The organism is Sphingobacterium sp. UBA7855, from assembly GCA_002500745.1.
GTDB lineage: Bacteria > Bacteroidota > Bacteroidia > Sphingobacteriales > Sphingobacteriaceae > Sphingobacterium.
In genome coordinates, this window is sequence record DLST01000015.1 from 198,344 (window position 1) to 223,488 (window position 25,145).

Consider the following 25,145-nt stretch of genomic DNA (forward strand, 5'->3'; position numbering starts at 1 on the left):
AAATTTATTCTAAGGTGGATATTAATAAATAAAATGTTACAAAAAAGCCTACTAGCTATAGTAGAATGAATTCGCTATTTAATTAATCGATCTATAAGATCAATGTATTTTTGGACAACAACTTCCTTTGAATAGGTAGCTTTGATATGATGTAATCCATTTTGTCCCATTTTTTTATAATCTAGCATTTTTGAACTTCTGAGAAATTGAGCCATCGTATTCACTTTATCTTGTAAAGTATTTTGCGTAATGATTTTTGCACAATCGTAGTTTCTAAGGAAATTGACTATTGGAGAGCCTTCACCGGAACATACTAATAGCGGTTTTTCGCAAGCCATAATAGTATAAACTTTTGAAGGAAACCCGTGCCCCTCCATTTCCTTCGACATAAATATAAATTGTATATCAGCAAAAGCAAGAAGATGGGGCATCAATTCGCGCCTTTGATAGGGTAGAATATGAACGTTCATAAGACCATTCTTCTTTACATCATTTTCCAAATCTTGCTTTAATACGCCTTCCCCTATAATATAAAAGTCAAACGGTTCTTCTTTCAATTCGTAAGCTAAAGCCAACAACGGTTCCCAATCCTGAGCGTGGCCGATGTTGCCAGCATACATTAGCTTAATATGATCATTTTGCAAAAATATAGTAGAATTTAGATTAATTTGATCTAATGGCTTATAAAGGTCTATATCCACAAAGTTTGGAATTATATGCAATTTTCTTTGATCTTCGAAACGGCTCTTAATAGTATTATAAAAAATTTCATCAATAGTGGTAATAGCATCTGATTTATTGTATACGTATCGCTCCATCCATTTTAAGAAATTTATAATGACTTTGGATTTTAAGTTTCGCTGCTCTATTAAAAAATCTGGATATATTTCCTGAACATTGTAAATAACCTTCGAACTTTTAATACGACCAATTAATAAATTAATTAACCCAATTGTTAAAGGTGGAGACGGCGATAGTATAGCAGAAACATTTTTTTCATTAAGAGCTAAAAAAAAAGAAATGATATGCCAATAAACAAAGCATAAAATTCGCATTAACAATGATTTAAACTTTTTTTGAGGAACATGCAATACCCTAATTCCATTAAAATAACTTTCTCCAAAAAGTCCAAACCACCTCCATTTTATCGGCTGTTTTTCGATCTCATCTTTAATTACATTATAATGAGGAGTGGTGGTCAATACAACTACTTCATAACCTTTACTCTGAAACCCTTTCGCAATATCATTATATAGATATGCAGTCGATACACCGTCTGGACTAAACACCAAACTATGAATTAAAATTTTCTTGTTTTTACTCACTACTAAATTTGTTCTGACCATACAACACGTTTAACATAGTCTGTATAGGAAAGGATAATACGGACCACCTTCTCAGCAACATTAGGCATTGAATAATCTGCCACATTGCGCATACTTCTTATTTGTCCCACATCTTGCAGCTTCAATTGAAGCAATCCCTGTATAATCCGTTCAGGAGACAACCCAACCATCATAACAGAAGCTTCCTCCATGGCTTCAGGACGTTCGTGCGCCTGACGGAGATTTAAAGCTCGAAAATTTAAAATCGATGATTCCTCAGATATTGTACCTGAATCGGACAAACATGCGTATGAATGCATTTGTAATGCATTGTAATCATGAAACCCTAAGGGTTTTAAGAATTGAATTTCTTGCCGCATTGAAATCTCCATACTGTCAATCATTTTACGGGTGCGCGGATGTGTCGAAACAATCACGGGGAAATTATACTTTTCCGCAATCATATTTAAAGACACCATCAAATTATTAAAATTACGTTGATCATTGATGTTTTCTTCACGATGTGATGAAACAACAAAGAAATTACGGTTTTCTAACCCGAGTTTATTTAATACATCAGAGGCTTCAATTTGAGGTAGATAATGGTTAAGCACCTCAAACATTGGAGATCCTGTCTTTATAATGCGATCTGCAGGAAGCCCTTCACGTAATAAGTACTCGCGAGCAATATCAGAATATGTTAAATTAACATCTGATATATGATCGACAATCTTACGATTGGTTTCTTCGGGCACTCGTTGATCAAAACAACGATTACCAGCTTCCATATGAAAAATAGGAATATGTCGTTTCTTTGCCGGAATTGCGCATAGACACGAATTTGTATCACCGAGAACTAGAAAAGCATCTGGCTGTAATTGTTCCAATAAAGGGTCTATCTTAATTAAAATATTACCTACAGTTTCTGTAGCAGTAGTTCCAGCCGCCTCTAAAAAAAAGTTCGGCTTCCGTAACTTCAAGTCTTCGAAGAAAATCTGATTTAATTCATAATCATAGTTTTGCCCTGTATGTACAAGAATATGTTCGATAGCTTCAGACGCATCTAAAGCCGCTATTACTCGGGATAATCTTATAATTTCTGGTCGCGTCCCAACGACAGTCATTACTTTAAGTTTTTTCATATATCAATGTACTATACAATTTCAAAATAAGTATCTGCATCAGCTGGATCAAATGGTTCATTAATCCAAAAAATAGTATATAGGTCTTCCTGGCCTATATTCTTAATATTATGTGTATACCATATCGGCATATCGACATAGGCTGGACTTTCGCCGTCCAAGTAGTAGTCTATTACCTGATCGGTTCCAATTTTGCGCAATTGGATCAACGCCTTCCCTTTTATAACAGCAAATCGCTCTATTTTGCGCGTATGAAAATGATTGCCTCTTGTAACATCAGACACCGTAGTTGAGAAAGAACATTGCCCTCCGATTCCTAGCCGTATTACCTCAACAAAAGCTCCCCTTTGATCATTATGCTTAGTCAAGCTCACAGGAAATTTTGAACTATAATCAATATATGAACGATAAGTATTAAATAGATTATGTTCAAAAAGATCATTTAGTACCGGAATTTCTCCCATATCCAAATACCGATCTTTATAGGACTCCAACAAGCTCAAAACTTCAGAAACCCGCTTTACAGATGTTGGACCAACATATAAATCCGATTTACTTTCTCCCGAACGAATTTCATTGATCATAAGATCAACCAATTCTTGAACGTAAATTAAACTTACCTCACTATCTGTTGCGATTACTGGAACTTCTCCATGAGTAAGTTGATAACAAAATGTTGCTATAAAAGAGTTATAATAGGGCTTGCCAAAAGCTCCAAAAACATTTGGAATTATAAGTCCTGTAAATGTTCCTTTTGCAGCTAAAGCCCAATTTTTAAAAAGAGACCTTCCTTCTCTTTTAGATCTACCGTAAAGATTATCGCGCTCTTCTTGGGTGGAAGAAGACATCAAGACATGTGCCTTTGAATTTGTTCTTTTTAAAGAATCGATTAGCCTCTGAACCAGTGCAACGTTAGTATCATATATAGCTTGCTCAGACTCGTGACGATTCATTGCTGCTAAATGTATGATAACGTCGCAAGATGAAACAAATTCATCAAGTTGAGAAGCTGATTCGAAGTATTCTTTATAAAAATCTATACGCTGAAAATCTTCTGGGAACAAACCTAACGTATTATACAAATGGCTGCCTATGAATCCATTTTGCCCTGTAATTCCTACTTTCTTCATAAATGTACATTAATAAGGATAATCCATAATATTTTCTCCGAAAACCTCTTTACGGATTATAGGCAATTTAGAGACTAAGTTTTTCAGCCCTTGCACCCCTTCTTGTTTCGCATTATGGGAGTGATAGTCTTCCACTTTAGCAATATTCTGCTCACCTTCTGAAAAGTATTTTGCATAATTTAAATCTCTATTGTCTGCTGGAATACGGTAAAAATCACCCATATCTTCTGCTTTGACCATCTCTTCACGCGTACATAATGTTTCATATAATTTCTCTCCATGTCGAGTGCCAATTATTTCAATCGGAACATTCTTGCCTGTTAGTTCTAATAATGCTTTAGCCAAATCGCCTATATTCCCAGCTGGCGCTTTATTGACAAATAAATCTCCAGCATTTCCATTTTCAAAAGCAAAGAGAACTAAATCAACCGCATCTTCTAATGACATGAAAAACCGGGACATATTCGGATCGGTGATCGTTATTGCGTGTCCTCTTTGAATTTGATTTAAAAACAAAGGAATAACAGAGCCTCGTGAAGCCATAACATTCCCATATCTCGTAAGACAAACAATCGTTTCTTTCAGATTCCTGGCTTCAGCGACTGCAACTTTTTCCATCATCGCTTTAGATATCCCCATCGCATTGATCGGATAAGCCGCTTTATCCGTTGACAGGCAGATAACCTTTTTAACACCATTAAAAGCAGCCGCACGAATAACATTTTGCGTACCCTCAACATTTGTTTTAACCGCTTCCATGGGAAAAAACTCACACGAAGGCACCTGTTTCAAGGCAGCAGCATGAAAAATATAATCAACCCCTCTAGTAGCAGGATCAACAGAAGTATAGTTTCTTACGTCTCCAATATAATACTTGATCTTGTCATTTTTATACAAATTACGCATATCGTCCTGTTTTTTCTCATCTCTAGAAAAAACTCGAATTTCCCTGAAATGGTCTGTATTTAAAAACCTATTTAATACAGCGGTGCCAAATGACCCAGTCCCACCAGTGATTAACAATACTTTATTTCTTATCTCCATTATTTTATTAATCTTAATACAATTTTTCTTTCTCCTCTTTTGATGGATAGTTGATCAATACCGCTTTATAAACTCCTTTAAACACGAATAGGCTACCAGCGGCGACACCAATAATGTTATGTCGTTTAATAACTGCCTGAATATCATCTAATGATCCTGCTCCTCCCAAAACTGTCATCGGAAGCGATGTGCTATTCCGGGCCTTATCGATGAGAGACATATCATAGCCTTTCATTATACCATCTTGATCGATTGAGTTAATAACAATTTCACCAGCGCCTAATTTTTGAGCCTCTTCGATAAACTTAAACGGGTTTATGCCAGTAGACTTCTTACCGTTGTGTGTATAGATCTCATACCCACCAAAAAGCTTTTTTTTCACATCTAAAACCACAATTACCGATTGAGAGCCCACTCGTTCGGCAATTTGAGTGATGAGATTAGGGTTGTGAATCACCGATGAAGATAAAGCAATTTTTTCTATACCAAGGCTGAATATTCGTTGTGCTTGCTCAACAGTCTTAACTCCACCACCATAACATAAAGGCATGCGAGATTGATTTGCTATGCGCTCGATTAAACTATAATTAGGCTCCTGGCCTTTTACAGTTGCATCAATATCGAAAATTGCCAATTCGTCAACCGTTTTTTCATTAAAAATCTTAACTGCATTAATAGGATCCCCAACATATTTCGGATTTTTGAAATTTACAGTCTTTACAAGCCCATTATCCTGGATAAGTAGACTGGGAATTATTCTTGGTCTCAACATCTCTTTAAATCTCTATATTCTTGAAAAGTTATTCAATAATATTTCACCATAGTGATGGCTTTTCTCGGGATGAAATTGAATACCGTATCTATTTTTAAAATAAGCCGCCGATGCAAATTCACCACCATAAGTCGTAGTCGCCAAAACATCTTCTGAACGATTGCATTCAAAATAATAAGAATGCAAAAAATAAAAAATAGCATTATTTTCCAATCCTTCGAACAATAAGACATCTTTAGTAGGTTTTACATCGTTCCATCCCATATGAGGCAATCGTGTTATCTGATTAATCTTACGTTCATCGAACTTTTTTACCTTCGCGTCAATCCACTTTAGCCCTTCCATTTGACCTTCTTCACTACTATTAGCCATCATTTGCATTCCTACACATATACCAATAACTGGCACATTGTCTTCAAGAACCAACTCGTCAAGCGCTTCTCGCATCCCTGAACGGTTAAGTTGGTTCATCGCATGATCAAAATGTCCTACTCCGGGCAAGATTAACTTTTCCGCCCCAATGAGGTCCGCTTTGGTCCTAGCAATCTTAACAGGTACATCAACTCTTTTATACACATTTACAAAAGCATTAATATTTCCAACTCCGTAATCAATTAAAGTAATCATCTGAACAAGCGTTTCTCCATTCCCAATTTCTGCATTACCGTAGCTCCAAGCTTGATAATGCCTATTTTATTTTTATAATCTCTAAAGGTTTTGTTTTCACCTTCAAAAATTTCTTGCAATTCTTGTTTTGTTAAGTCTAATTTGTTAGCGACATATTCAAATTCCTTTTGCAGAAACTCTTCTGATAATTCAGGTCTTGAAATTCGCTCTAAAGCTTCTTCGCGCGTCATCTGCCCTGTTAAAATAAGAGAAGAGAAGTGTGCACGTCGCTTTTCGAAGCCAAACTTCCTCGGCAACCAATAGTCTTCATAAAATCTTGTAAATCTCGACTCATGATGCTTATGTTGAAAAGATTCCCAGCCAAACTTTTCCGACAACAAATTTTCAGCACCTTTTTTGGTAAAAGGAATTAAGTTTAACGGTTTGAAAACTTCCATCCCATAGACATATTTGTAATAAATCTTATAAGATAAAATATCAACTAAAGGAAATGTCTTTAATTTGCGCTTGCCGAATTTTCCGTGAATATCTTTAACTAATCGCGTATCAATACCAGGAAAGCCCCCCCATTCTTCAGGTTCACGACAACATTCCGTAGAAAAGTTCCCGCCCGTAAGGACATAATTAATCTTATGTTTCTTAGCAAACTTATATAAACCTGAAAAAAAAGCATAATCTTGAGGCAAGTCTTGATCCGCAATTTGCGATTTCAAAAAAGCCACCTGAAGATCTTTCATTTCTTCCCAATTTATCACCTCGGTATATAAATCTAGATTAAGTCCGTTGATCAATTTTTCAATGTTCCCAACAGCTTTATCAGTGTTCCACCCTGCATCAACGTGGAATATTAGAGGCCGAATCCCCATAATTTCCTTAGCAACATATGCTGCATAAGAACTATCGAGCCCACCACTTAAACCTATAATGCAGTCGAAATCTTTATTCTTACTGGTCTTCTTTATACGGTCCGCAATACGCATCAATTCATTATATCCGCGCTCATCGGTATGCCAGTTGGGCTCAATATTTTCCTTAAAATTGGTATAATAGTCACTTTCTCCTTTTTCATTAAAAACAATATTAGGATCTGTTGTATCCATAATTGTTTTTGTACATATTTGGTACAGTCTATTCATTTCTTTAATTCCTTTCTAGAATATCTTTATAAAGTTTAATATATTTATTAAAACAATTTACCTTGTTGAAAAATTCCTCCGCCCTTTTTACGCAGGCTTTGCTATAATAATCTTTACCCTTTTTTTTAACTTCTAATATTGCTTGCAATAATTGTGAAGTATCTCCCTTTTCGACAATAATACCCGTACTTTCCGAAATTGTTTCAGGTGCGCCCCCTGAGCGAAACGTTACAACAGGAGTTCCACATGCTTGAGCTTCTATATTAGTCATGCCTAAAGCTTCTTCCAATGTTGGATTAACGAAAACATCGGCTAAAGAATAGTACTCTGCTAGCTCCTCCACTCTCTCAGTTGGCTTTAAACCAATAATATTAGAGGGGAGCTTCTTAAGTTGCTGATCATTTAAACCAATTAACACAATCTGAAATTCTGTTCCTAAGTTCACCGACAAATCAATAAAGTATTGCAATCCTTTTCTTTCAGACCAAGGATTAGCGACACCTAAAATAACATACTTAGATCTTAGTCCATGCTTTTCAATAAGGGCAGAGGAATAGGAGGGCTTAAACATTTCTAAATCAATACCATTTCGAATAACATTCACCCTTTTATCTCGTAGAAATGATTTATTTACTTCTTGTCCCAGCCAATTTGAAACCGGAACTATAGTTAAATTTTCTACTGATGTGAATAACTCTCTCTTGCGCTTGAAATTCCATTCGGAGTTATCGATGATTGACTTTGGATAGGTATTTATTAATGGACATTCGAAACACTGCAATTTCCATTTTTCGCAGCCAGTATACTCATAGTAAGCACAATGCCCTGTAAATGACCAGCAATCATGAAATGTCCATACAACTGGAATTTTTGATTCCTTCAAATATTCAAACAAAAGGCCAATATGAATGAAATATCCATGTACGTGTTGTAACTGAATTAAATCTGGCTTCACCTGTTTGATTTTACGAATCAATCGGCGAGTTGCATGTTTGGAAGCGAATCCATGTCTATCGGTTATTCTTGTATAAAGTACGTGATATAAAACATTTAATTTATTCCCTATCTTATAAATGAATGATTTAGATGGCTTTGACTCCCTACCATATGCAATAAAGCTTTCTCCGCCTTCAGCCAAAATCACCTCTCCAATTTGTTCAGCAATACGACCAACGGAACCCACATTTAGTTCACTCGATATTTGAAAAACCCTCATTATAAATAAATTATCATTGGTAATCTTTTTAATCTCTAACTGACCTTAGCAAATTATGCATCTCTATCTGAGGTCAATTAATGTACAATTATCTTGAAACTTAATATATTCAATTGCGAAAGACCCCTCATGAATAATGACTAACCTACCACATTCGCGAACTAACTTAACTAATACGATCTCGGCGGCAGTATTAGTTTGAATGATCTTCTCAAATAAGTGAAGTTCTTCCACCTTTTCAGTATTCATGTAAGGATGGGGTTTTACCATAGTATAAAATCCCTTAAATTTTTCTAAATAATCTTTTACCTTAGTATTGAAGAAATAATTAGGCAAATATAGAAGTACAGACTCCCCAATATAAGACCTATCAAAAATATTTAAATTTATCTCTTTCAGTTTAAAAACATGTTTAAAAAAAGGGTTACGAAAGGAAAGAACTTCTTTAGATGTCTTTATATTACCTTCAAATTTCTCCTTATTGTATAAATACATTCCTTTAGTCAATGGGTGACCACCAACATAATTTTTAATTCCGAATATTTTTGAGATAAGGATTTTAAATTTTGAAAGAATCGAATCAGGTTTTCTAATATAGTTATATGATGCATATCCTTCTTCATATGTAAAGATTGCTATCCCGTTCAAAAAATAGAGCAAAAAGTACAAAAAAATCCCGTAATCTGAATCAATAAACAACTTATTGTATTTATTTTTATTTCTTAAAACAAAGATAATAGCAGAATAAGTATTGTCCACCAAGTAAACATTCGACCAATAATTAGAAAGCTCTTCTATCCTCTTTTTAAAGCCCTGTACATCATTAAAATAATTCACCAAAATACAATCTTTTTCATTCTCATCTTCTATATTAGAAGCATTAATATATTGTAATGGTTTAGAGATTATATAAGCACTCTTTGTCATGTTTTTAGCTTCCACTATTATAAAATTTTTCACGTGTATAAAATTCCTTATTAAATGGATAACCACTGTAAGGATAATATCTATTGTAGTTCCTCTCTCCTATCCTATCATCAATCGTGTAAAACCAAGATAAAGGACCTATAGCAAAAAATAAAATAAATAACAGAAGACCCACAGCCTGTACGGATCTTTCAGATATTTTCTGTATAAATAAAGTGATTACATTCGCAGTATAGATAACATAAAACACTATTATATAATTTAGGAGCCTATCAAATACTGGTATAATTAAACTTAAGAAGCCTATCAGTAAAAATAGCTTTGCAAATACAATGAGATCAGAATTTGATTTGGAGACTCGCATATCAAGTACTAAAATAGTCAGTGGAAAAACCACATTTTTCAATAGAACACCCGTGGAAATTCCGATACTTTCTCGACCAAAGTATACACCTGCTTTGTATAATATTCTTTCATTTAAAGCCAACCGAGGCAAAATATCAACTACAAAGGTATTAATATTGCTTCCTATAAATACAACAAATAATACTAGTAGTAACCATGGAACTAAACTTCTTTTTCGCAAGAAGTAAAGAAGAATTGGTATTAAAAATGTAAAAATAGCGGAAGAATGCATGAAAAATGAGATCAAGCACACGCCAAAATATGGAATCCACCTTTTCCTTAACAAAAAATCAAAGGAAAGAATGTAAATCGCAACCGCTAATGATTCTCTCAAAGTCTCAAAGTTAAAGAAAATGTAAAATGATAAAAAATATAAGACAATGCAAATAAACGGAGATTTACCATACCTCCAAAACAATATAAAGATACTGAGATTGACTAACAAAGCGTGAAAAGTATGCAGAAATATAAAATCATCGAAAAATGTCCTAAATAATGCTCCAATACATACCCATAGTGGATCATCATTTGCATTGTTAAAATCGAAATTTCTAAGTGCAAGTAGGGTAGGATAATTTTTATATTCAACGGCATATCTCATAGCATCAATACCTACTCGAAAACTTAACCCTGCTACAAATACAAATAAGAAATAGGTAACAAGATATGAAGATCTTTTACCTATTTTTATTGTGTAGATATCGTAGACTACAACCAATAACAAAGTCCATATCAATATGAATATATAAACCATATTATTTTTTATTTCTTTTAATAAAATTTAGAAGATAGTGGCGGTCTGCATAAAACAATATAAATGCAGAAATAACAAATAAACTACACTTAACTAAAATATAAAAGAATGATATGTCTTTCGAATAAAAAGGATGAGACATTAAGTTAAAACAGATAAATATCAATAGTGGCAATAGAAATTTTTTAATAGCTGTATAATGGCAATTGATGAAATACTTATTAATCAACAAAGAGGAGAAACACATCATAAAATAGGAAATAGAAAATGCAAAAGCCGCGCCCAATTGTCCAAACTTTGGTATCAAAAGTAAGTTAAGCAATACATTAAACAATCCCGAAGCAATGACGACGATTGAAGAATAATATGTTTTATAAACGAAAGAAAAATTGCGCATATATACATATGCGAGTTGATGAAAAATATATCCGTACACAAAATAAGGTATAAGATATAGAGAAGAAATGAAAGCCTTATTAGCTAAAAAATTGCCGATCTCCAATCCGAAAAAAGAGACAAAAATACCACTCAATAAAGTAATATTAAATATTCGAATAATATCACTATCATGACTATCAAAATCTTTCGCATTCATATATTGAAAATAATATGGAGCCCACGCTTGATGCGTTACTGCAGTGATAATACCTACTATTCCACTAATAGTTAATGCTAAACTATAAAATCCGGCTTCACTCAAATTAACTTCTTTCGCCAATGATATTTTACTGAATTGTTCAATAATAATTCCGCTTAAGGCATAAGGAATGAGAGGAACAGAAAATTTTAAAATATAATGTATATGTTTTTTATTAAAAGCGGTTACAAAATATTTACGAATTCCATTGACCCAAATAAAACTCATTAACACTCCCGCAGCCAGTAATCCCCCTATTTGTCCTAAATATTTATGATCATTCATAATTAAAATTAATATTACTGCTAACCCGAAAGATACATACACCCTTATCAATGAAGACATGGCAATCTTCCTACTTTGTTTCAATACAGTATATATTTGTTCGAAAGTTAGTCCTAAAATATTAAAAAAGGATACTGGTATTAGTAACAAAGTCAAGTTACGTGAAAGACCAATGACGCTTGCCACTTGGTCCAAACTTATTACTAAAATCAATGAATTTAAGCAGAATATTAGACCTGATAAAATACTTGATGTGCCTACAAATCCTTTAAAATCGTCATCACTTTTTTTATCAAAATAATATCTACTTACGGATTGATCAGTACATAATGTAAGTAAGCTACTTAATATACCTGCAACCCCCAAAAAAACGTTTACAATCCCAAAATCCTCTGTGGTTAACAATCTGGTGTAAACCGGTATTGAAATGAAAGATAGTGCTTTGGTTGCTAGATTTGCAATCAAATAATTCTTCCCATGAGCTAATATTTCTTTAAAATTTGACAAAATTATTTTTTATAAATATGTTGATATTTCATTATGTAGCCCCTTACTCTATCCCATTGCAAAACAGACGCCTCATCGTCAAAAGGAAAATAGTCGACCTGCCTTTCACTTTTCACTAATACAATATTTTTATCATTAAAATGCTTCCAAATTCCTTTCAATTTAACTTTAATCGAAAAAAGACACATACCTTTAAAGGTATAAAAATCAGGATGAATACTTTTTACATATATTTTTACCGATTGCTTAATTTTTGCATATGCTCTATCAATACTAATATTATCAACACTGTGAAGTTCATATGCTAAATTTGATAAATAAGACTCATACTGTTTCCTATACTTCGATTTAAATATCACGTCTGGAATAGTATCAGTAAAACTTGCAGCTGAATTGAGGATATTTTCCCTAACAGAGTAAAATATAGGAAGTATCCGATGCTTTCCATTAATTGCTATGTAAGAAGACATATAAGACTCCAATAGGCATAAATTACTGATTTCGCATGTGCTAAAGTGATTTATGGATTCAAAAACTCTATTGAAAATTTCTGTTCGAATTACTGAATAATAGTATTGAAAATAATTTGATTGTAATCGGAATAATCTTTTTAATCCATCTGTATCATCAAGGTCAATATCTGAAGTAGATTTATATCGTAGCCCTCTAATTATTTCATTATTTTTTATTGAGAAGTCAATAAACATTCCCTGCGCAGAATTATAATCGTTATTATTATCCAAGAAATCAACCAATTGCTCTATTGCTTCGGGAATTAGGAAATCATCATTAGCGCACATAACGACATATGGAGTGGAGATCTTATCAGCCAAATTATACAATTTTTTCCCCAGCTCTTCTTTGGGGAAATGATAGTATGATATTCTTTCCTCAAAACTTCCAAGATATTTAAATTTCTCAATCGATGAATCCGCTACAATTATTGGAAAATTAAAATTCAAAAAATAATCTAATAGTCTCTTCAAATGCTCTGGACGATTATGCTCAGGAATAATAACTGTAACCTTTTGATTCTTCACACTAAAAAAATTAATAATTGCCTATCTTATTTAACACACTCATAAATTCAATTTGTCTACCTAAAGAGCATAATTCCGCAAAGTCTCCCTCTATAAATTTTTTTGTTTGTAAAAAAAATCCTGGTTTGTACGTTTTATCTAACTCACTTTCTAAAAATACATCTTCAACTTCGACACTTCCTATTTTCTGTATACTCAACGTCTCTAAGGGTCTAAAATAGATCTTATGCTTTTTAGTCATCAGTTCTATGCCCCAACGTCCAGGAGACTCCCAGTTTGCATGATACGAAAAAACCACATTGTAATCTGTTATCCCAGCGCCAGTGAATTGAGATGCAGAAGTATGCCATGGCAGCCCACCGCGATGAAAGCAGACTATTTCTTTTGGAAATCCCCCCAAATAAAAGCTCATGTCAACTACATGTGAAGAGTTTGCTATCAACCATTTAGACAAAACGGCTTTCGGCTTCTCCAATTTTCCAATTATATGTGACCATTCTGTAAAATCAAAAGCTAATGATAATAATCCACCATCATTAGTAATAATTTCCTTCGCTTTGATCGTAGATGAAAAAAACCTTCTATTATAAGCTATAAAAATATCGCATTGATACTTCTTAGATATTCCATGTAATTTCTCGCCCTCCTCTAAATTAAGAACGCCTGGCTTTTCGATTAATATTTTTTTTACTCCAAATTCTATCAACTCCTTACTTATAGAAAACAGAGATTCTATATCTGCTGCTACAATCACTGCTTCTGGTAGGGAAGGCTGTTGATCTAAATAATTACTTATCCCTCCAGCGACTGCTGTGGAAGGATAAAAGGAATTAAATTTCTCAACATTTATAGGGCTTCTTCCTATTACTGTAAATTTAACACCAAGATCAAAGAGTATTTTGCTGTATTCCTGTGCAATAATACCTGTTCCAATAATCCAAATATCTTTCATAAAACTATGTTATTGGGCAATAATTACCGGTTATTGAACATTCTTTATTATAATGTTCAATAAAAGGCTTTAATAATACTTTGTGTAATATAGATGAATTATTAAAACTGGTTAACAGACATTTCTCACGTAACAAAATGTCTGCAGCAAACATTCCGCTTAGTTGGCTTTGATATAAAACATCAAGCTCTCTTGTCGTCTTTGTGCCAGTCATCTTGTCATCGACAATCATTACTTTATTTACTTCATCAATCGTCAAATTTACTAATGATGTCTCTATCGTTATTTTAGGGGCAACATTTGAGTTCCTCTCAGCTATTAAAACTAATCGCGCGCCTTGAGATGTTTCAACTTCAATCCTTCCTGTAAATTCAGCATACCCTTTTCGTTTGCTATCCATTACACCTTTATCTAGCTCAGTTTTAGCAACAAAGCACGGCTCGTTAACTAAAAATGAAAAAATATCTAAAAAATGTATCGAATTACATGCTAACCCCCATTCACCACCTTCAACGCGCATCACGACTTCAGGATCATTTTCAATCAACTTCTTTATCTCTCTATAGTAATTATAGTATCGTCTGGGACAGTTAACCCATGCTTTGATTTGCTTACTTTCCAAAATCTCCTCAGCCGTATCATAATGGGATATATCTGGAAATAAAAACTTTTCAAATACAATATTATGAACGGTGTGATCGTCAGTGATCAATTTGAAGATATTAAATCGAGGAATAGAACTTGTTGCTATTATCAATAAGTCTATTTTTGAAGGAAGTAAGTCTGTTGTTGTCATTAAAGAAAGAGGGATCTTTATCTCGTCAATTAGTTCTATTTCTTCAAATCTTTTGCTAACTATTTCTAAAGCTTCTGTAGAGGGATCAACAATATAAAGATTAAAAGAAAACCCTCCTAATTTCAACCCTTGAACATGTCGGCTGCCCAATTGTCCTGCACCAATTACAACTATATTTTTCATATATTTAATTTAGATTGCCGTCCATCCACCGTCTACCATTAAATTATGCCCAGTAATGAATGATGCATCGTCAGATAGTAGGAAAGATATAGCAGGAGCCATTTCAAATGGATTAGCTAACCGACCTAAAGGTGATTTTTGACTATACTTTTGAATAAATGATGGATCTTGATTTTTTTCATCCAAGACGCCCCCTGGAGACACACAGTTTATTCTAATATTATATTTTCCATAATATGAAGCCAAATATCTAGTAAAATTAATCAATCCGCCTTTTACAGCGGAGTATGCCGCAGGAGAAGTTCCGCCATAATCTTCATATAACGTAAAATCATTTCCGACTACGCCATATATAGATGCTATGTTGACAATAGCACCTCGACATTGCCTTTTCATAACTTTAAGGACGCTCTGACAAATGTAGAAAACTGAATTTAATTGCATATCTACATTTTTCTGCCAAGAACTCAAAGGAATTTCCTCAAATCTATTTCCCCAATCTAATGTGCGCGGATAAGCCAAATTAACTAAACCATCAATTTCTCCATACTTGGCTATTGTAGCATTAATTAATGCATCAATATCTCTTTCTTTTGTTACATCTAAACATAGAGCTAAATCGCTAAACTCCGGTACTGGGTTTAGATCAACCGCTACAACTTTTGCACCATTTTTGGCCAAATGCTTCAAAACTTCCCTACCAATCAAACCTCCCGCACCTGTTAAAATTATGACTTTATTGTTTAATCCATTATACATAGTTCTAAAATTCTATTTGCTTCCTGTACTGTATTGAATGACTCTTTAGCATGTAAAACGCTATCAACAAAATAGCTCATTTGCGATTTATAAGTATCAGGAATTCTTTGAGCTGATGAATAAATAATAGCACCATTCTTAGTTATTGTATTTTCAAGAAGATTGACTAGGTATGTTCCAGAGTCAGTTATAACCTCCAAGGTACGCTTACTGTCTTTTCTATAATAATTTAGAATAATTGATACTGAAAAATCTTTATAATTCCACAAATAGTTTGCATAGTCGAATGAGGTTATATTTAAAGAAGATTTATTTGAAAAGAATGATTTCATTTCTAAAGGTTCACTCCACAACCAATAAATATAATCTAATTCATGAATTAGATCGATATGAACTCCCCCTCCTAATTCTTTGTGCGCGCTATAAACTTTTCTAAAATCCATATTGGGTCGCCACTCTGGTAGGTATGAGCCGCAATAAACATTAACTTCATTTATCCTTTCCGTTTTAATTATATTTTTAATCTCTATAATAGAATCTAAAAATCTCAAATTACAAGCTACATATGTTAAGATATTTTTTCGTGAGATACTTGCAACTAAGGCTTCAGTTTTCTTACTAACTTCTGAAAATAAAGGTTTTTCAATAAATAATGGCTTATTGAAATACGTTAAATTCTTTATCGTTTCATAATGAAATGCTGTAGGGTTTGATACAATAATAAAATCAATAGACTCCATATTGATTTGTGAAATCTCATAAATACTAATCACCCCCTCATTATTACCCTCTCTATCAGACCGTTGACTGCGTAAAGCATATATAGTATGGTCTCCCAATAACTCTTGAATAGCATTAATGTGCTTCATTGCAATCGATCCCAGCCCCACAATAAGTATTGTCATGGCAAATAATTAAAATCAAAATCCAACTTCTTATTCTCCATCAAAAATGACATAAAATCAAAATCAATAGGATGATCCAAATCAAAACATAAATGTGGGACCTCATAAACCAAACTCTTCCGAGTGATTACCGTTTTATTCAATTGTTCAAAAAATTTTGCTTTGAACACATAAAATGATGCATTCATCTCAAAAACTTCAGGAGCAGATTGTCTTGTAAGAAACTGCCCTAATTTGCATAAACCATAAAAACCATCGTCATACTTTTCCACCATATTGAAATATGGATTTCTATTAGCTTTACTAACGGAAAATATATTTAAAGCTGATTCATTTTCGAAAAGCTGGTCGATTGAATAACGTAGATCGTCAACATTTCGAAGCGGGGATGTAACATCTAAGTCAATAACGAAATCATATTTATAGTTTTTTAATCTCTCAGCATAATTTTTTAAATCTATAATAGCATCAAGCTTTCCCGCATCATCATTCGCTAATGAGGCGGGTCGTGTATATGAAATGTCGATCTCTTGAGATTGTAAAGATTCAACAACATTCTTAATTTCTTCTGAGTCTGTAGAAAGAAAAATATCAACTTTTTGAACTTTAGCAAACTGGATAGCTGTTTCAACCGTATAACCTATTAAAGGTTTTCCCGCAATTAACTTAATATTCTTTCCTGGAATACCTTTCGAGCCTCCTCTTGCACATATTGTGATTAAACCTTTCATAATCCTTTAATAATTAAATTTGGACTTTGTCCGAAAACTATTGAATTTGACGGAATATCTGTATCTTTTATATATGCATTAGCTGCAACCCAGACATTATCTCCAATTATTGATTCTCCTATAATTTTACTATTGGAAAACATCTTGACATTCTTTCCTATTATAGGATATTTGCCTTTATTACCTCCTACAGTACAACCTTGCATTGCAAAAAAATTATCTCCATAAATGGCTCGCCCCAATACCATACCTATTGGATGTTCAAAGAAGAACACTTTAGGTAGCTCCACTTCACAGTATATATCAACACTATGCATTACTTTATTTAAATAGTAAAGCTTTTCCTTTAGGGGATGACCAAGTTTTGCTAATTCATTAGAAAACAAATATAAATATATTAAATATTGACCCGAATGAATATATGAAAAGTATGGTCGACCATCCTTAATAAAATATTTATTTTCAACTTTTAAAAAACAGCGTGCAACTTTATTCAATACATTATAATGATATTTATTAATAATATACTTTTCCTCATCTTCTATAAAAAAATAGTTTTCCAATCTTCTTATGAGTATTTCCTCCAATTGGGGGACAGAAAGATCACATTGTAAATTATCTAGAATCATCATAATTTTATGTGCTTAATGTCTTCCTGTGCTTTCTTATAGTCTTCATGTTTTCCAATATCTAACCAATATCCGTTAATAGGGTATGTGATCAATTTTAAATTCATCTCAATAATCCGATCCATTAAATCAGTTATATCAAAAAACTTATTTTGTGGAATCATATCAAGTAAATCTTTCTTCAGGATATAAATTCCCGCATTTGAATAATATGTATATCTTGGCTTCTCTTTAAGAGACAAAACCGTATTCGTCTCGTTAACTTCTAAAACCGCATAGGGCACATCAACGTGATAAGAAGTTGCAGCAACAGCCATATCAGCATTGGAGTCTTTATATGTTTTAAAAAAATCCCCAAAATCTATATTCGTTAATAAATCAGAATTCATAACGATAATATCGTCGTGATTAAAATGATCGACCAGCAAAATTGAACCAATCGTTCCAAGTGGTTTAGATTCACGTATATATTTTATATCAATACCCTTATCTTTACCGTCACTGAAATATTCAATCAGCTGTTCACCCAAATAGTTAATACTTATATTAAATGTATTAACTCCAACCTCTCTTAATCTTTCTATATTGTATTCAATGATCGGTTTATTTCCAACTTTGAGCAATGGCTTAGGTGTACTTTCTGTAAGAGGTCGCAATCTCTTTCCCTCACCTCCAGCCATGATAACCGCGTCTGCAGGAATCAAAGTTTTTCTTAAACTAAAATCTAAAATATCTACAATTATTTCGTGAGAATCTATAATTGGAATAATCTTAAGTAGATTTCTTCTGAACCTCTCCAATTGTCCTAAATCATACTCTTTTTCACGTATAAAAACTGGATTGGGTTGTATAAATTCCAGTAAACTGTTTTCGAAACCTAATCCCTTTATAAATCCTCTACGAAGATCGCCATCGGTTAAGGACCCCAATAACTTATTACGGTCGTCTACAACAAACAAGATCGAGGAGGGCGATATTAGGTCTAATTTGATAAGTGCGTCTCTTACAGAACAACGTTTATTTATAATATGTTTATCTACGTTACTATTCATAAAATATTATTAAAATGCTTCACAATTGAAACTTCAGACTTTAGAATAATTTTTAAAATGTTTTCTGCTACATCTTTTTGAAAATATGGATTTGTAATATCATCTAGCTTTCGTTGAAAAATAGGGTCTTTAACCTTTTGAAAACCTCTATTAATATCACTAAAATTGCACTCCACATTTATTACACTATCTGCCTGAATGCGACCTTTTTGCCTTTCTCCAATATTAATAGTAGCAGTTGATAAAGATGGGGCCTCTAGAATACCGGCAGAACTATTTCCAATAATTGCAGTACATTCCTTTATTAAGGAAAGAAATCTTAATGATCCTAATGAAGTAAAAGCTATCGATTTATTCGGATTTTTAGCGACATAATCATCAATCATCTCATTTATTATTCGTCCATCGGTATCTGCATTTGATTTCGTAAATATAAAATAGCTATCTTGTTGCTCATCTATTGCTTTCAATAGATGTTGGAATTGCTCTCTCGCATTTAATGAACTTAAAGTTTCGGGGTGAAAAGTTACTTGGTAATTATTTTTGAGAAATTTAATATTCAACTCATTCTCTAACTCTTGTCGAGATTGAAGCTTCAACTTTTCTATATTATCAAGACCGATAGCTCCAACATTAAACACTTGTTCTGGATTTTCACCCATTTGAATTACTCTGTTACGATACTCATTTGTAGATGTGAAGTGTAAATGGCTTAATTTTGTAATAGCATGACGTATAGAATTATCATAGGCCCCATCGGTAACTTCGCCACCATGTAAATGCGCTATAGGAATTTTAAAGATTGTTGCCGCGGATACTATAGCGAGCATCTCATATCTATCCCCCAAGACTACTAATAGATCGGGAGATAAACGTGGTAAAACGTCTGACATGCCATTTAGAGCCAATGCCATAGTTTTTACAATACTTGTAGCAGTGTCAGAAGACAGTAAAATCTCGACTTTTTCGTCGATATGAAAGCCATCACTTTCAATCTGCCTATAAGTTAGCCCAAACTCAGGAGATAAATGAGTTCCAGTAACAATAGTTTGCAGGTGAAGATATTCACATTGCTTTATTAAATCCATCAATGGCTTTAAAAGGCCATACTCTGCTCTTGTAGCAGTAACAATACAAATCTTTTTCATCTAAATCTCGATTTGATCATCAACGTCGAAATCCCGCATGGCTATTTTTCCTATAATATCATCCCAACACATAGGCGAAATGCCATTACCAGGTCTTTTAACGGTCAAGTTATTATCCGAAAATAGTTCGCCTTTCTTAATTCTTTTTGAAGCAACAATGCTTTTTCTCGCAATTGCAATGTTTTTAAATTCAGACTTTGACGGCTTTTTAATGCCGTCTCCATACATAACTTTCTCAATGTTACGTATAGAAGCCACCATATTTATAAGTTCTTGAGGTTCCAATGACGCAGCATGGTCCGGTCCCGACATTGTCTTATCCAAGGTAAAATGTTTTTCAATAACAGAAGCTCCCAAAGCCACTGCTGCAATCGGAACTTCGATGCCCAACGTATGATCCGAATAGCCAATTTCCGTTTTAAATTGTCTACCAATAGTTAACATAGCTTTCAAGTTAACATCTTCCATCGGGGTCGGATATTCAGTATTACAGTGTAAAATAGTTAAATCAGTAATACCCTCTGCTCTGAAAACATCAACAGCACAAGAAATATCTTTCATTGTTGACATTCCTGTTGATAATATAACTTTTGGAAACAACCTTGCAGCTTTTCTTAAATAGGGTAGATTCGTTATCTCACCAGAGGGTATTTTTACTAGCTCTAATCCTATATTCTTTAAATATTGTAATGAATCTATATCAAATGCTGTAGAAAAAAAATGTATTCCTTTATTCTTACAATAATCTATTAATATTTCGTGATCTTGAAGAGAGAGCTCTAATTTTTTCAACATTTCATATTGTGAATCCTCTTCCCCTGCCATATTTTGAATCTGGTAATCTGCTTTCTTAGCATCCTTGGATACTAATTTATCCGCATTGAAGGTCTGAAATTTAACATAATCTACTCCGGCTTCAACTGCGACATCAATTAATTTGAACGCATTATTAATATCACCATTATGATTAACTCCCGCTTCCGCAATAATTAAAGTCTTTTTTTTCATTATTTAATTTTTCTAGCTGGATTGCCTACCCATACTTCATTATCTGGAATATTATGAAGCACTACACTACCTGCACCAACAACGGCATTTTCACCAATTTTGACGCCATTTTTTAAAACTGCATTTGCTCCAATAAAAGAACATGATCCAACCGTAACACCCCCGGTTAGTATTGCACCAGGTGCGATATGTACATAATCGAAAATAATGCATTCGTGCTCTATTACACAAGCTGTATTTATAATACAGTTATTACCAACTTTTGAGAATGCATTAATCACACTGTTCACAGCGATAAAATTCCCTTCTCCCAATTCAGCATTTGAACTAATATATGCTGAAGGATGGGCGATTGTGATTAATTCTTTATGATGGAATTTCAAAAGTTCATCAATGTTTTTTCGTACATAATTATCTCCAACTCCAATAATAACTTTATCTATGATGTTCCAATCAAAATTTCCATTACTTTCATTCCCCAAATATTTTAAATTAAAAGGATTAAAAATTTTCTCTTCTCTCTCACAGTAACCTGATATAAATATTTCAGCTTCCTTAGCTGCGTCAAGTATCACTAATGAATGTCCGGAATAACCAATTATTGATATATCATTTTTATCGTACACTACTCGGAATATTAACTATGCGTTGTTCTAAAAATTCAGCATTGAATTGTTCATCGCGATAACAATGCTGATACATTGGTAATCTATATGTTAGGGTCCATATCGGACGCGTCATTATTCCTTTATCATTGGTTTCCTTTAAGAAACGGTCTCTTTCTGCTCTATCATTTAGTTCTACACACATCAGCCAATAATTAGCCTTAGTTTCACTTAATTCCATTCGAAAATTTACTTCGAAAGGTTTAAAAAAATCGGCATATTCAATGGCTAATTTACGTTTATCGTTCAAAAAGGACTCAAGCATTTCTATTTGAGCACAAGCTAAAGCAGCATTCAAATTTGGCATTCTAAAATTATAACCTAGATCATCATGAAAAAATTCATAAGGATGAGGCCTTTTAGCGGTAGTTGTAAGATATTTTGCCTGTGAGCCTAGGTCTAAATCATTCGAAACTATTGCGCCGCCGCCGCCGCATGTAATGGTTTTATTTCCATTAAAAGAGAAGCAACCAACGTGCCCTAACGTACCAGTATGTCGCCCTTTATAATAACTTCCTAAAGATTCGGCAGCGTCTTCAACAATAGGAATTCTCCATTTATTACAAATTGAAATCAATTCATCTAAGTGCACAGGAAAACCGAAGGTGTGCATTGGAACGCAAGCAGAAATTCTATTTCCAGTAGATTTATTGTAACAGCCATCTCCTCTCAACTCCGCATAATCATCTAAAAACTTTCGAACAGCATCTGGTGACAATCCCATAGTATCGATATCGACATCCAAAAAAACAGGGATCGCATTATTATAGGAAATCGCATTAGCGGTTGCTACAAAGGTGAGAGCTTGAGTAATTACCTCATCACCTTTAGAAACACCCGCCAGACGTAATGCCACTTGTAAAGCTGCTGTTCCATTTACAACAGCTACAGCCTTTATAGCTCCAGTGCAACTTTCCAACTTTCGTTCAAATTCGTCGACGTAAGCCCCTACAGAGGATACGAATGTAGAGTCAATTGTATCAAGCACATATGCTTTTTCATTACCTCTAAAACGAGGCTCATGTAGAGGGATAAAACCATCTGTATGATATTGCTCCCTCACAAAAGAATTAAATTTTTTGATATAATCCATTGTCTACATCTTTGCGTCCAAATATTTTCCTATTTCTTTGTGACCAAAGTCAGGGATCATATAAAAAAACAGATTAACAATTTCATTCTTTGTCCATTTACCGCTTTCTTTCATTTCCGAAATTGTAGATTCGAAAAGCTTTAACTTACCTTCTTCAATGTTTAAATCATTCTTTATTACTCCTAAATTTTCGAATCTATCCAAATCCAGCATCTCATTATCCATATAAAATTCTTCAAAATCCTTCTCTCCAGTCGTATCGCTCGTAGAAAATAAACATGGCCACTTTCCTTGTTGAGGTAAAATGTCTATTAGTTGTCTAGCCTCATTTTCATCTTGGCACAGATAGGGTGTATATCCAATCGCATTAAGATATCTTTCCGCGATCTCCGCAAAGGTGATTAAATGAAGCTCCTCGCTTAACTTTGGAAAAAAAACATCTCTATTCTCACCAAATATGCAGGACATCAAACAAAGTTCTCCAGATTCCTTTGGAGTAACAAAGTATCTCTTAATGTCGATTGGAGCAACTATGGGCTGTCTTTTTTCTATCCGCTTGTTGAAACCGTGCAATAGAGAGCCGTCTGAGAAAGCAACATTCGCAAAACGTGCTGTAGAAATGTTTATATACTTACTTCTACGCATTAAGAACATTTCCATAATTCTTTTAGAGGCGCCCATCATGTTGACCGGATTAGCAGCTTTGTCTGTAGATACGCAAAAATATTTTTTAACCCCCTTACTAATAGATTGTTCCAAAGTTTTATCAGTATTTAAGATATTAACATTGATCATACGCATCAACGTATAGGGATCTTTTTCACTGCGAACGTGTTTTAACGCTGATAGATTTAATACATAATCATACATGCCATCCGACTCCCAGAAAACATCATATTCAATAGATGCGATGTCAAGTGCAAATGTCTGAAAGTCTCCATCTATATAACCATAAGAACTCCGTATATCTCTTACTAACTCAACTAAATTATTTTCAGAAATATCAATAACATGAAGCTTCTTCGGATTTCTCTTAAAAATTTCTTTGGTCGTAGCTTGTCCTATAGAACCTGCTCCGCCAATTACCAAGAATTTAGACGATGACACTAAACTTGACAAAATATCTTCATGATTATTAATATCATTCGCAAAAAGCTCATCTGTTCTACCAATCAAATCCAATATATTCATCTTATTATTTCATTATATTTAAATACAATCTCCTAAAAACAATAACAGCTGCTGTAAAAAAACAAAAAAGTATAGCAAAAAATAAAGCAGTCTTCAATTTGCTTAATTTATCTATAAAAAGAGGATAGACTGGCCGATCCACGACTTGAAGTAGGGGCGCTTCTTTTAATAAAGACATTTTTGCCATTTCTAAGTTTTTAACTATCTGTTCTAAAATAGCTTTGTTGGTTTCAGCAGAAAATTGTGCACGCTGTGTAGGTATAATCCTACTTGCCTGTCTGGTAGGATTTAAATTTGGAGTATTGTCTATAACAACAGCTGCAGTCGAGATCGCACCGTTCATAATCGCTCGCACCGAGTCAGCTTTCGATTGCAAAATATTTATGTTATCAGTAGATTTTTTTGTTTTAGTTTGTACATAGAATTCATTCACTTCTTTAACTAATGCCTCATTAAATTGAAGTGAAAATCGCTCATTCTCAGACTTTACATTAACCTTAATAATCGACAACTTTTTGTCTGGTTTAGTAACTGAAAGGTAATTCTTGTTGATGTCATCTACAATTGATGTGATTATACTATCTCTTTTTCTTTGTAAAAATTCACTTTTTTGTTTGCCTTTTTTAAAATCTATATCGAGCAATTCCGGATTTACTTTTTTCCATACCTCTATTTTGCCCTTTTCTATAAAGTACAATGATATTACTTGACCTCCCAAAGAATCAGATACATCCGTCATTAATGCCGATTCAATCATTTTTCTCGATCGATATAACTCAAGGATATTATCACCTTGAAATATCCCTCCACCGGTACCTCCAAAATCTACCCCCATTGCAGATGCAATACCAGCATATTTTCCTATTCCACCATCTGCACTTTCGCCAGCCTCAAGAACGAAGGTTGTGCTAGCGATATAATATTTTGGCATTGCAAATGCTATCATAAACCCAATTGCGCCTCCCAAAATTCCCATTATTAAAAACCAATACCAATTTTTAATCAAATATTTAATCCAATATTGCACATCAGTAATTAATTGCCCAACCTTACTTCTCTCTTTGATAATTATCTCGTCCATCATAT

The 25,145-nt window shown here is 33.6% G+C and carries 25 protein-coding genes; all 25 read right to left on the reverse strand.

Translation table 11 applies throughout. The annotated features are described in order from the left end of the window. Positions 1–74: 74 nt before the first annotated feature. Positions 75–1,346, reverse strand: a complete 1,272-nt coding sequence (locus tag B2107_RS13370; protein WP_293956159.1) for a glycosyltransferase family 4 protein — start codon at positions 1,344–1,346, stop codon at positions 75–77. Next, a complete protein-coding gene (gene wecB / locus B2107_RS13375) occupies positions 1,328–2,467 on the reverse strand; it encodes a non-hydrolyzing UDP-N-acetylglucosamine 2-epimerase (RefSeq protein WP_293956160.1) in 1,140 nt (379 codons plus the stop codon). The genes B2107_RS13370 and wecB overlap by 19 nt, the downstream gene beginning before the upstream one ends. Before the next feature lie 11 nt (positions 2,468–2,478). Beyond that, positions 2,479–3,597, reverse strand: coding sequence for an NAD-dependent epimerase/dehydratase family protein (locus B2107_RS13380; protein WP_293956161.1), 1,119 nt, complete (start codon positions 3,595–3,597; stop codon positions 2,479–2,481). Positions 3,598–3,606: 9 nt separating this feature from the next. After that, positions 3,607–4,641, reverse strand: coding sequence for a polysaccharide biosynthesis protein (locus B2107_RS13385; protein ID WP_293956162.1), 1,035 nt, complete (start codon positions 4,639–4,641; stop codon positions 3,607–3,609). Between the two features lie 13 nt (positions 4,642–4,654). Next, complete coding sequence (locus tag B2107_RS13390; RefSeq protein ID WP_293956163.1) at positions 4,655–5,413, reverse strand: AglZ/HisF2 family acetamidino modification protein; 759 nt, start codon at positions 5,411–5,413, stop codon at positions 4,655–4,657. A gap of 12 nt (positions 5,414–5,425) precedes the next feature. Next, the gene (gene hisH, locus B2107_RS13395; protein WP_293956164.1) at positions 5,426–6,040 is read right to left on the reverse strand and encodes an imidazole glycerol phosphate synthase subunit HisH; all 615 of its coding nucleotides are present in this window, start codon (positions 6,038–6,040) and stop codon (positions 5,426–5,428) included. After that, positions 6,037–7,176: an N-acetyl sugar amidotransferase gene (locus tag B2107_RS13400; RefSeq protein ID WP_293956165.1), complete on the reverse strand. Its 1,140-nt coding sequence runs from the start codon at positions 7,174–7,176 to the stop codon at positions 6,037–6,039. Before B2107_RS13400 ends, hisH begins: the two co-directional genes overlap by 4 nt. Positions 7,177–7,180: 4 nt before the next feature. Beyond that, a complete protein-coding gene (locus B2107_RS13405) occupies positions 7,181–8,392 on the reverse strand; it encodes a glycosyltransferase (RefSeq protein WP_293956166.1) in 1,212 nt (403 codons plus the stop codon). Positions 8,393–8,455: 63 nt separating this feature from the next. After that, positions 8,456–9,334: a hypothetical protein gene (locus B2107_RS13410; protein WP_293956167.1), complete on the reverse strand. Its 879-nt coding sequence runs from the start codon at positions 9,332–9,334 to the stop codon at positions 8,456–8,458. Continuing rightward, on the reverse strand, positions 9,324–10,448 hold the full coding sequence (locus B2107_RS13415; RefSeq protein WP_293956168.1) for an EpsG family protein: 1,125 nt from the start codon (positions 10,446–10,448) through the stop codon (positions 9,324–9,326). Before B2107_RS13415 ends, B2107_RS13410 begins: the two co-directional genes overlap by 11 nt. A 31-nt stretch (positions 10,449–10,479) precedes the next feature. Next, the gene (locus B2107_RS13420) at positions 10,480–11,907 is read right to left on the reverse strand and encodes a lipopolysaccharide biosynthesis protein (RefSeq protein WP_293956169.1); all 1,428 of its coding nucleotides are present in this window, start codon (positions 11,905–11,907) and stop codon (positions 10,480–10,482) included. Positions 11,908–11,909: 2 nt separating this feature from the next. After that, on the reverse strand, positions 11,910–12,947 hold the full coding sequence (locus B2107_RS13425) for a TIGR00180 family glycosyltransferase (protein WP_293956170.1): 1,038 nt from the start codon (positions 12,945–12,947) through the stop codon (positions 11,910–11,912). Between the two features lie 10 nt (positions 12,948–12,957). Continuing rightward, the gene (locus B2107_RS13430; RefSeq protein WP_293956171.1) at positions 12,958–13,899 is read right to left on the reverse strand and encodes a Gfo/Idh/MocA family oxidoreductase; all 942 of its coding nucleotides are present in this window, start codon (positions 13,897–13,899) and stop codon (positions 12,958–12,960) included. 4 nt (positions 13,900–13,903) lie between these two features. Next, the gene (locus B2107_RS13435) at positions 13,904–14,878 is read right to left on the reverse strand and encodes a hypothetical protein (protein ID WP_293956172.1); all 975 of its coding nucleotides are present in this window, start codon (positions 14,876–14,878) and stop codon (positions 13,904–13,906) included. 9 nt (positions 14,879–14,887) lie between these two features. Continuing rightward, complete coding sequence (locus tag B2107_RS13440; RefSeq protein WP_293956173.1) at positions 14,888–15,637, reverse strand: SDR family oxidoreductase; 750 nt, start codon at positions 15,635–15,637, stop codon at positions 14,888–14,890. Further along, on the reverse strand, positions 15,622–16,542 hold the full coding sequence (locus tag B2107_RS13445) for a Gfo/Idh/MocA family protein (RefSeq protein WP_293956174.1): 921 nt from the start codon (positions 16,540–16,542) through the stop codon (positions 15,622–15,624). Before B2107_RS13445 ends, B2107_RS13440 begins: the two co-directional genes overlap by 16 nt. Beyond that, positions 16,539–17,273, reverse strand: a complete 735-nt coding sequence (locus tag B2107_RS13450) for a cytidylyltransferase domain-containing protein (RefSeq protein WP_293956175.1) — start codon at positions 17,271–17,273, stop codon at positions 16,539–16,541. The genes B2107_RS13445 and B2107_RS13450 overlap by 4 nt, the downstream gene beginning before the upstream one ends. After that, positions 17,270–17,905 (reverse strand): hypothetical protein, encoded by a 636-nt coding sequence (locus tag B2107_RS13455; protein ID WP_293956176.1) that lies wholly within the window; start codon positions 17,903–17,905, stop codon positions 17,270–17,272. Before B2107_RS13455 ends, B2107_RS13450 begins: the two co-directional genes overlap by 4 nt. Next, positions 17,902–18,954: a nucleotidyltransferase family protein gene (locus B2107_RS13460; RefSeq protein ID WP_293956177.1), complete on the reverse strand. Its 1,053-nt coding sequence runs from the start codon at positions 18,952–18,954 to the stop codon at positions 17,902–17,904. Before B2107_RS13460 ends, B2107_RS13455 begins: the two co-directional genes overlap by 4 nt. After that, entirely contained in the window at positions 18,951–20,102 is a 1,152-nt protein-coding gene (gene neuC / locus B2107_RS13465; RefSeq protein WP_293956178.1) for a UDP-N-acetylglucosamine 2-epimerase, read from the reverse strand. Before neuC ends, B2107_RS13460 begins: the two co-directional genes overlap by 4 nt. Beyond that, the gene (gene neuB, locus B2107_RS13470; RefSeq protein WP_293956179.1) at positions 20,103–21,110 is read right to left on the reverse strand and encodes an N-acetylneuraminate synthase; all 1,008 of its coding nucleotides are present in this window, start codon (positions 21,108–21,110) and stop codon (positions 20,103–20,105) included. Next, on the reverse strand, positions 21,110–21,736 hold the full coding sequence (locus B2107_RS13475) for an acetyltransferase (protein ID WP_293956180.1): 627 nt from the start codon (positions 21,734–21,736) through the stop codon (positions 21,110–21,112). Before B2107_RS13475 ends, neuB begins: the two co-directional genes overlap by 1 nt. Then, positions 21,726–22,868 (reverse strand): LegC family aminotransferase, encoded by a 1,143-nt coding sequence (locus B2107_RS13480; RefSeq protein ID WP_293956181.1) that lies wholly within the window; start codon positions 22,866–22,868, stop codon positions 21,726–21,728. Before B2107_RS13480 ends, B2107_RS13475 begins: the two co-directional genes overlap by 11 nt. A gap of 3 nt (positions 22,869–22,871) precedes the next feature. Beyond that, entirely contained in the window at positions 22,872–24,059 is a 1,188-nt protein-coding gene (locus tag B2107_RS13485; RefSeq protein ID WP_293956182.1) for a UDP-N-acetylglucosamine 4,6-dehydratase, read from the reverse strand. A gap of 4 nt (positions 24,060–24,063) precedes the next feature. Further along, complete coding sequence (locus B2107_RS13490) at positions 24,064–25,143, reverse strand: lipopolysaccharide biosynthesis protein (protein ID WP_293956183.1); 1,080 nt, start codon at positions 25,141–25,143, stop codon at positions 24,064–24,066. Positions 25,144–25,145: the final 2 nt, after the last annotated feature.

Bases quoted from the DNA above. Each gene is read 5' to 3' on its own strand.
- B2107_RS13380 (WP_293956161.1), bottom strand. From the start codon at position 3,597: ATGAAGAAAGTAGGAATTACAGGGCAAAATGGATTCATAGGCAGCCAT.
- B2107_RS13435 (WP_293956172.1), bottom strand. From the start codon at position 14,878: ATGAAAAATATAGTTGTAATTGGTGCAGGACAATTGGGCAGCCGACAT.
- B2107_RS13485 (WP_293956182.1), bottom strand. From the start codon at position 24,059: ATGAATATATTGGATTTGATTGGTAGAACAGATGAGCTTTTTGCGAAT.
- B2107_RS13405 (WP_293956166.1), bottom strand. From the start codon at position 8,392: ATGAGGGTTTTTCAAATATCGAGTGAACTAAATGTGGGTTCCGTTGGT.
- wecB (WP_293956160.1), bottom strand. From the start codon at position 2,467: ATGAAAAAACTTAAAGTAATGACTGTCGTTGGGACGCGACCAGAAATT.
- B2107_RS13450 (WP_293956175.1), bottom strand. From the start codon at position 17,273: ATGAAAGGTTTAATCACAATATGTGCAAGAGGAGGCTCGAAAGGTATT.
- B2107_RS13370 (WP_293956159.1), bottom strand. From the start codon at position 1,346: ATGGTCAGAACAAATTTAGTAGTGAGTAAAAACAAGAAAATTTTAATT.
- B2107_RS13430 (WP_293956171.1), bottom strand. From the start codon at position 13,899: ATGAAAGATATTTGGATTATTGGAACAGGTATTATTGCACAGGAATAC.
- B2107_RS13490 (WP_293956183.1), bottom strand. From the start codon at position 25,143: ATGATGGACGAGATAATTATCAAAGAGAGAAGTAAGGTTGGGCAATTA.
- B2107_RS13400 (WP_293956165.1), bottom strand. From the start codon at position 7,176: ATGAATAGACTGTACCAAATATGTACAAAAACAATTATGGATACAACA.
- B2107_RS13385 (WP_293956162.1), bottom strand. From the start codon at position 4,641: ATGGAGATAAGAAATAAAGTATTGTTAATCACTGGTGGGACTGGGTCA.
- neuB (WP_293956179.1), bottom strand. From the start codon at position 21,110: ATGAAAAAAAAGACTTTAATTATTGCGGAAGCGGGAGTTAATCATAAT.
- B2107_RS13440 (WP_293956173.1), bottom strand. From the start codon at position 15,637: ATGTATAATGGATTAAACAATAAAGTCATAATTTTAACAGGTGCGGGA.
- B2107_RS13390 (WP_293956163.1), bottom strand. From the start codon at position 5,413: ATGTTGAGACCAAGAATAATTCCCAGTCTACTTATCCAGGATAATGGG.
- neuC (WP_293956178.1), bottom strand. From the start codon at position 20,102: ATGAAAAAGATTTGTATTGTTACTGCTACAAGAGCAGAGTATGGCCTT.
- B2107_RS13455 (WP_293956176.1), bottom strand. From the start codon at position 17,905: ATGATGATTCTAGATAATTTACAATGTGATCTTTCTGTCCCCCAATTG.
- B2107_RS13445 (WP_293956174.1), bottom strand. From the start codon at position 16,542: ATGACAATACTTATTGTGGGGCTGGGATCGATTGCAATGAAGCACATT.
- B2107_RS13460 (WP_293956177.1), bottom strand. From the start codon at position 18,954: ATGAATAGTAACGTAGATAAACATATTATAAATAAACGTTGTTCTGTA.
- B2107_RS13480 (WP_293956181.1), bottom strand. From the start codon at position 22,868: ATGGATTATATCAAAAAATTTAATTCTTTTGTGAGGGAGCAATATCAT.
- hisH (WP_293956164.1), bottom strand. From the start codon at position 6,040: ATGATTACTTTAATTGATTACGGAGTTGGAAATATTAATGCTTTTGTA.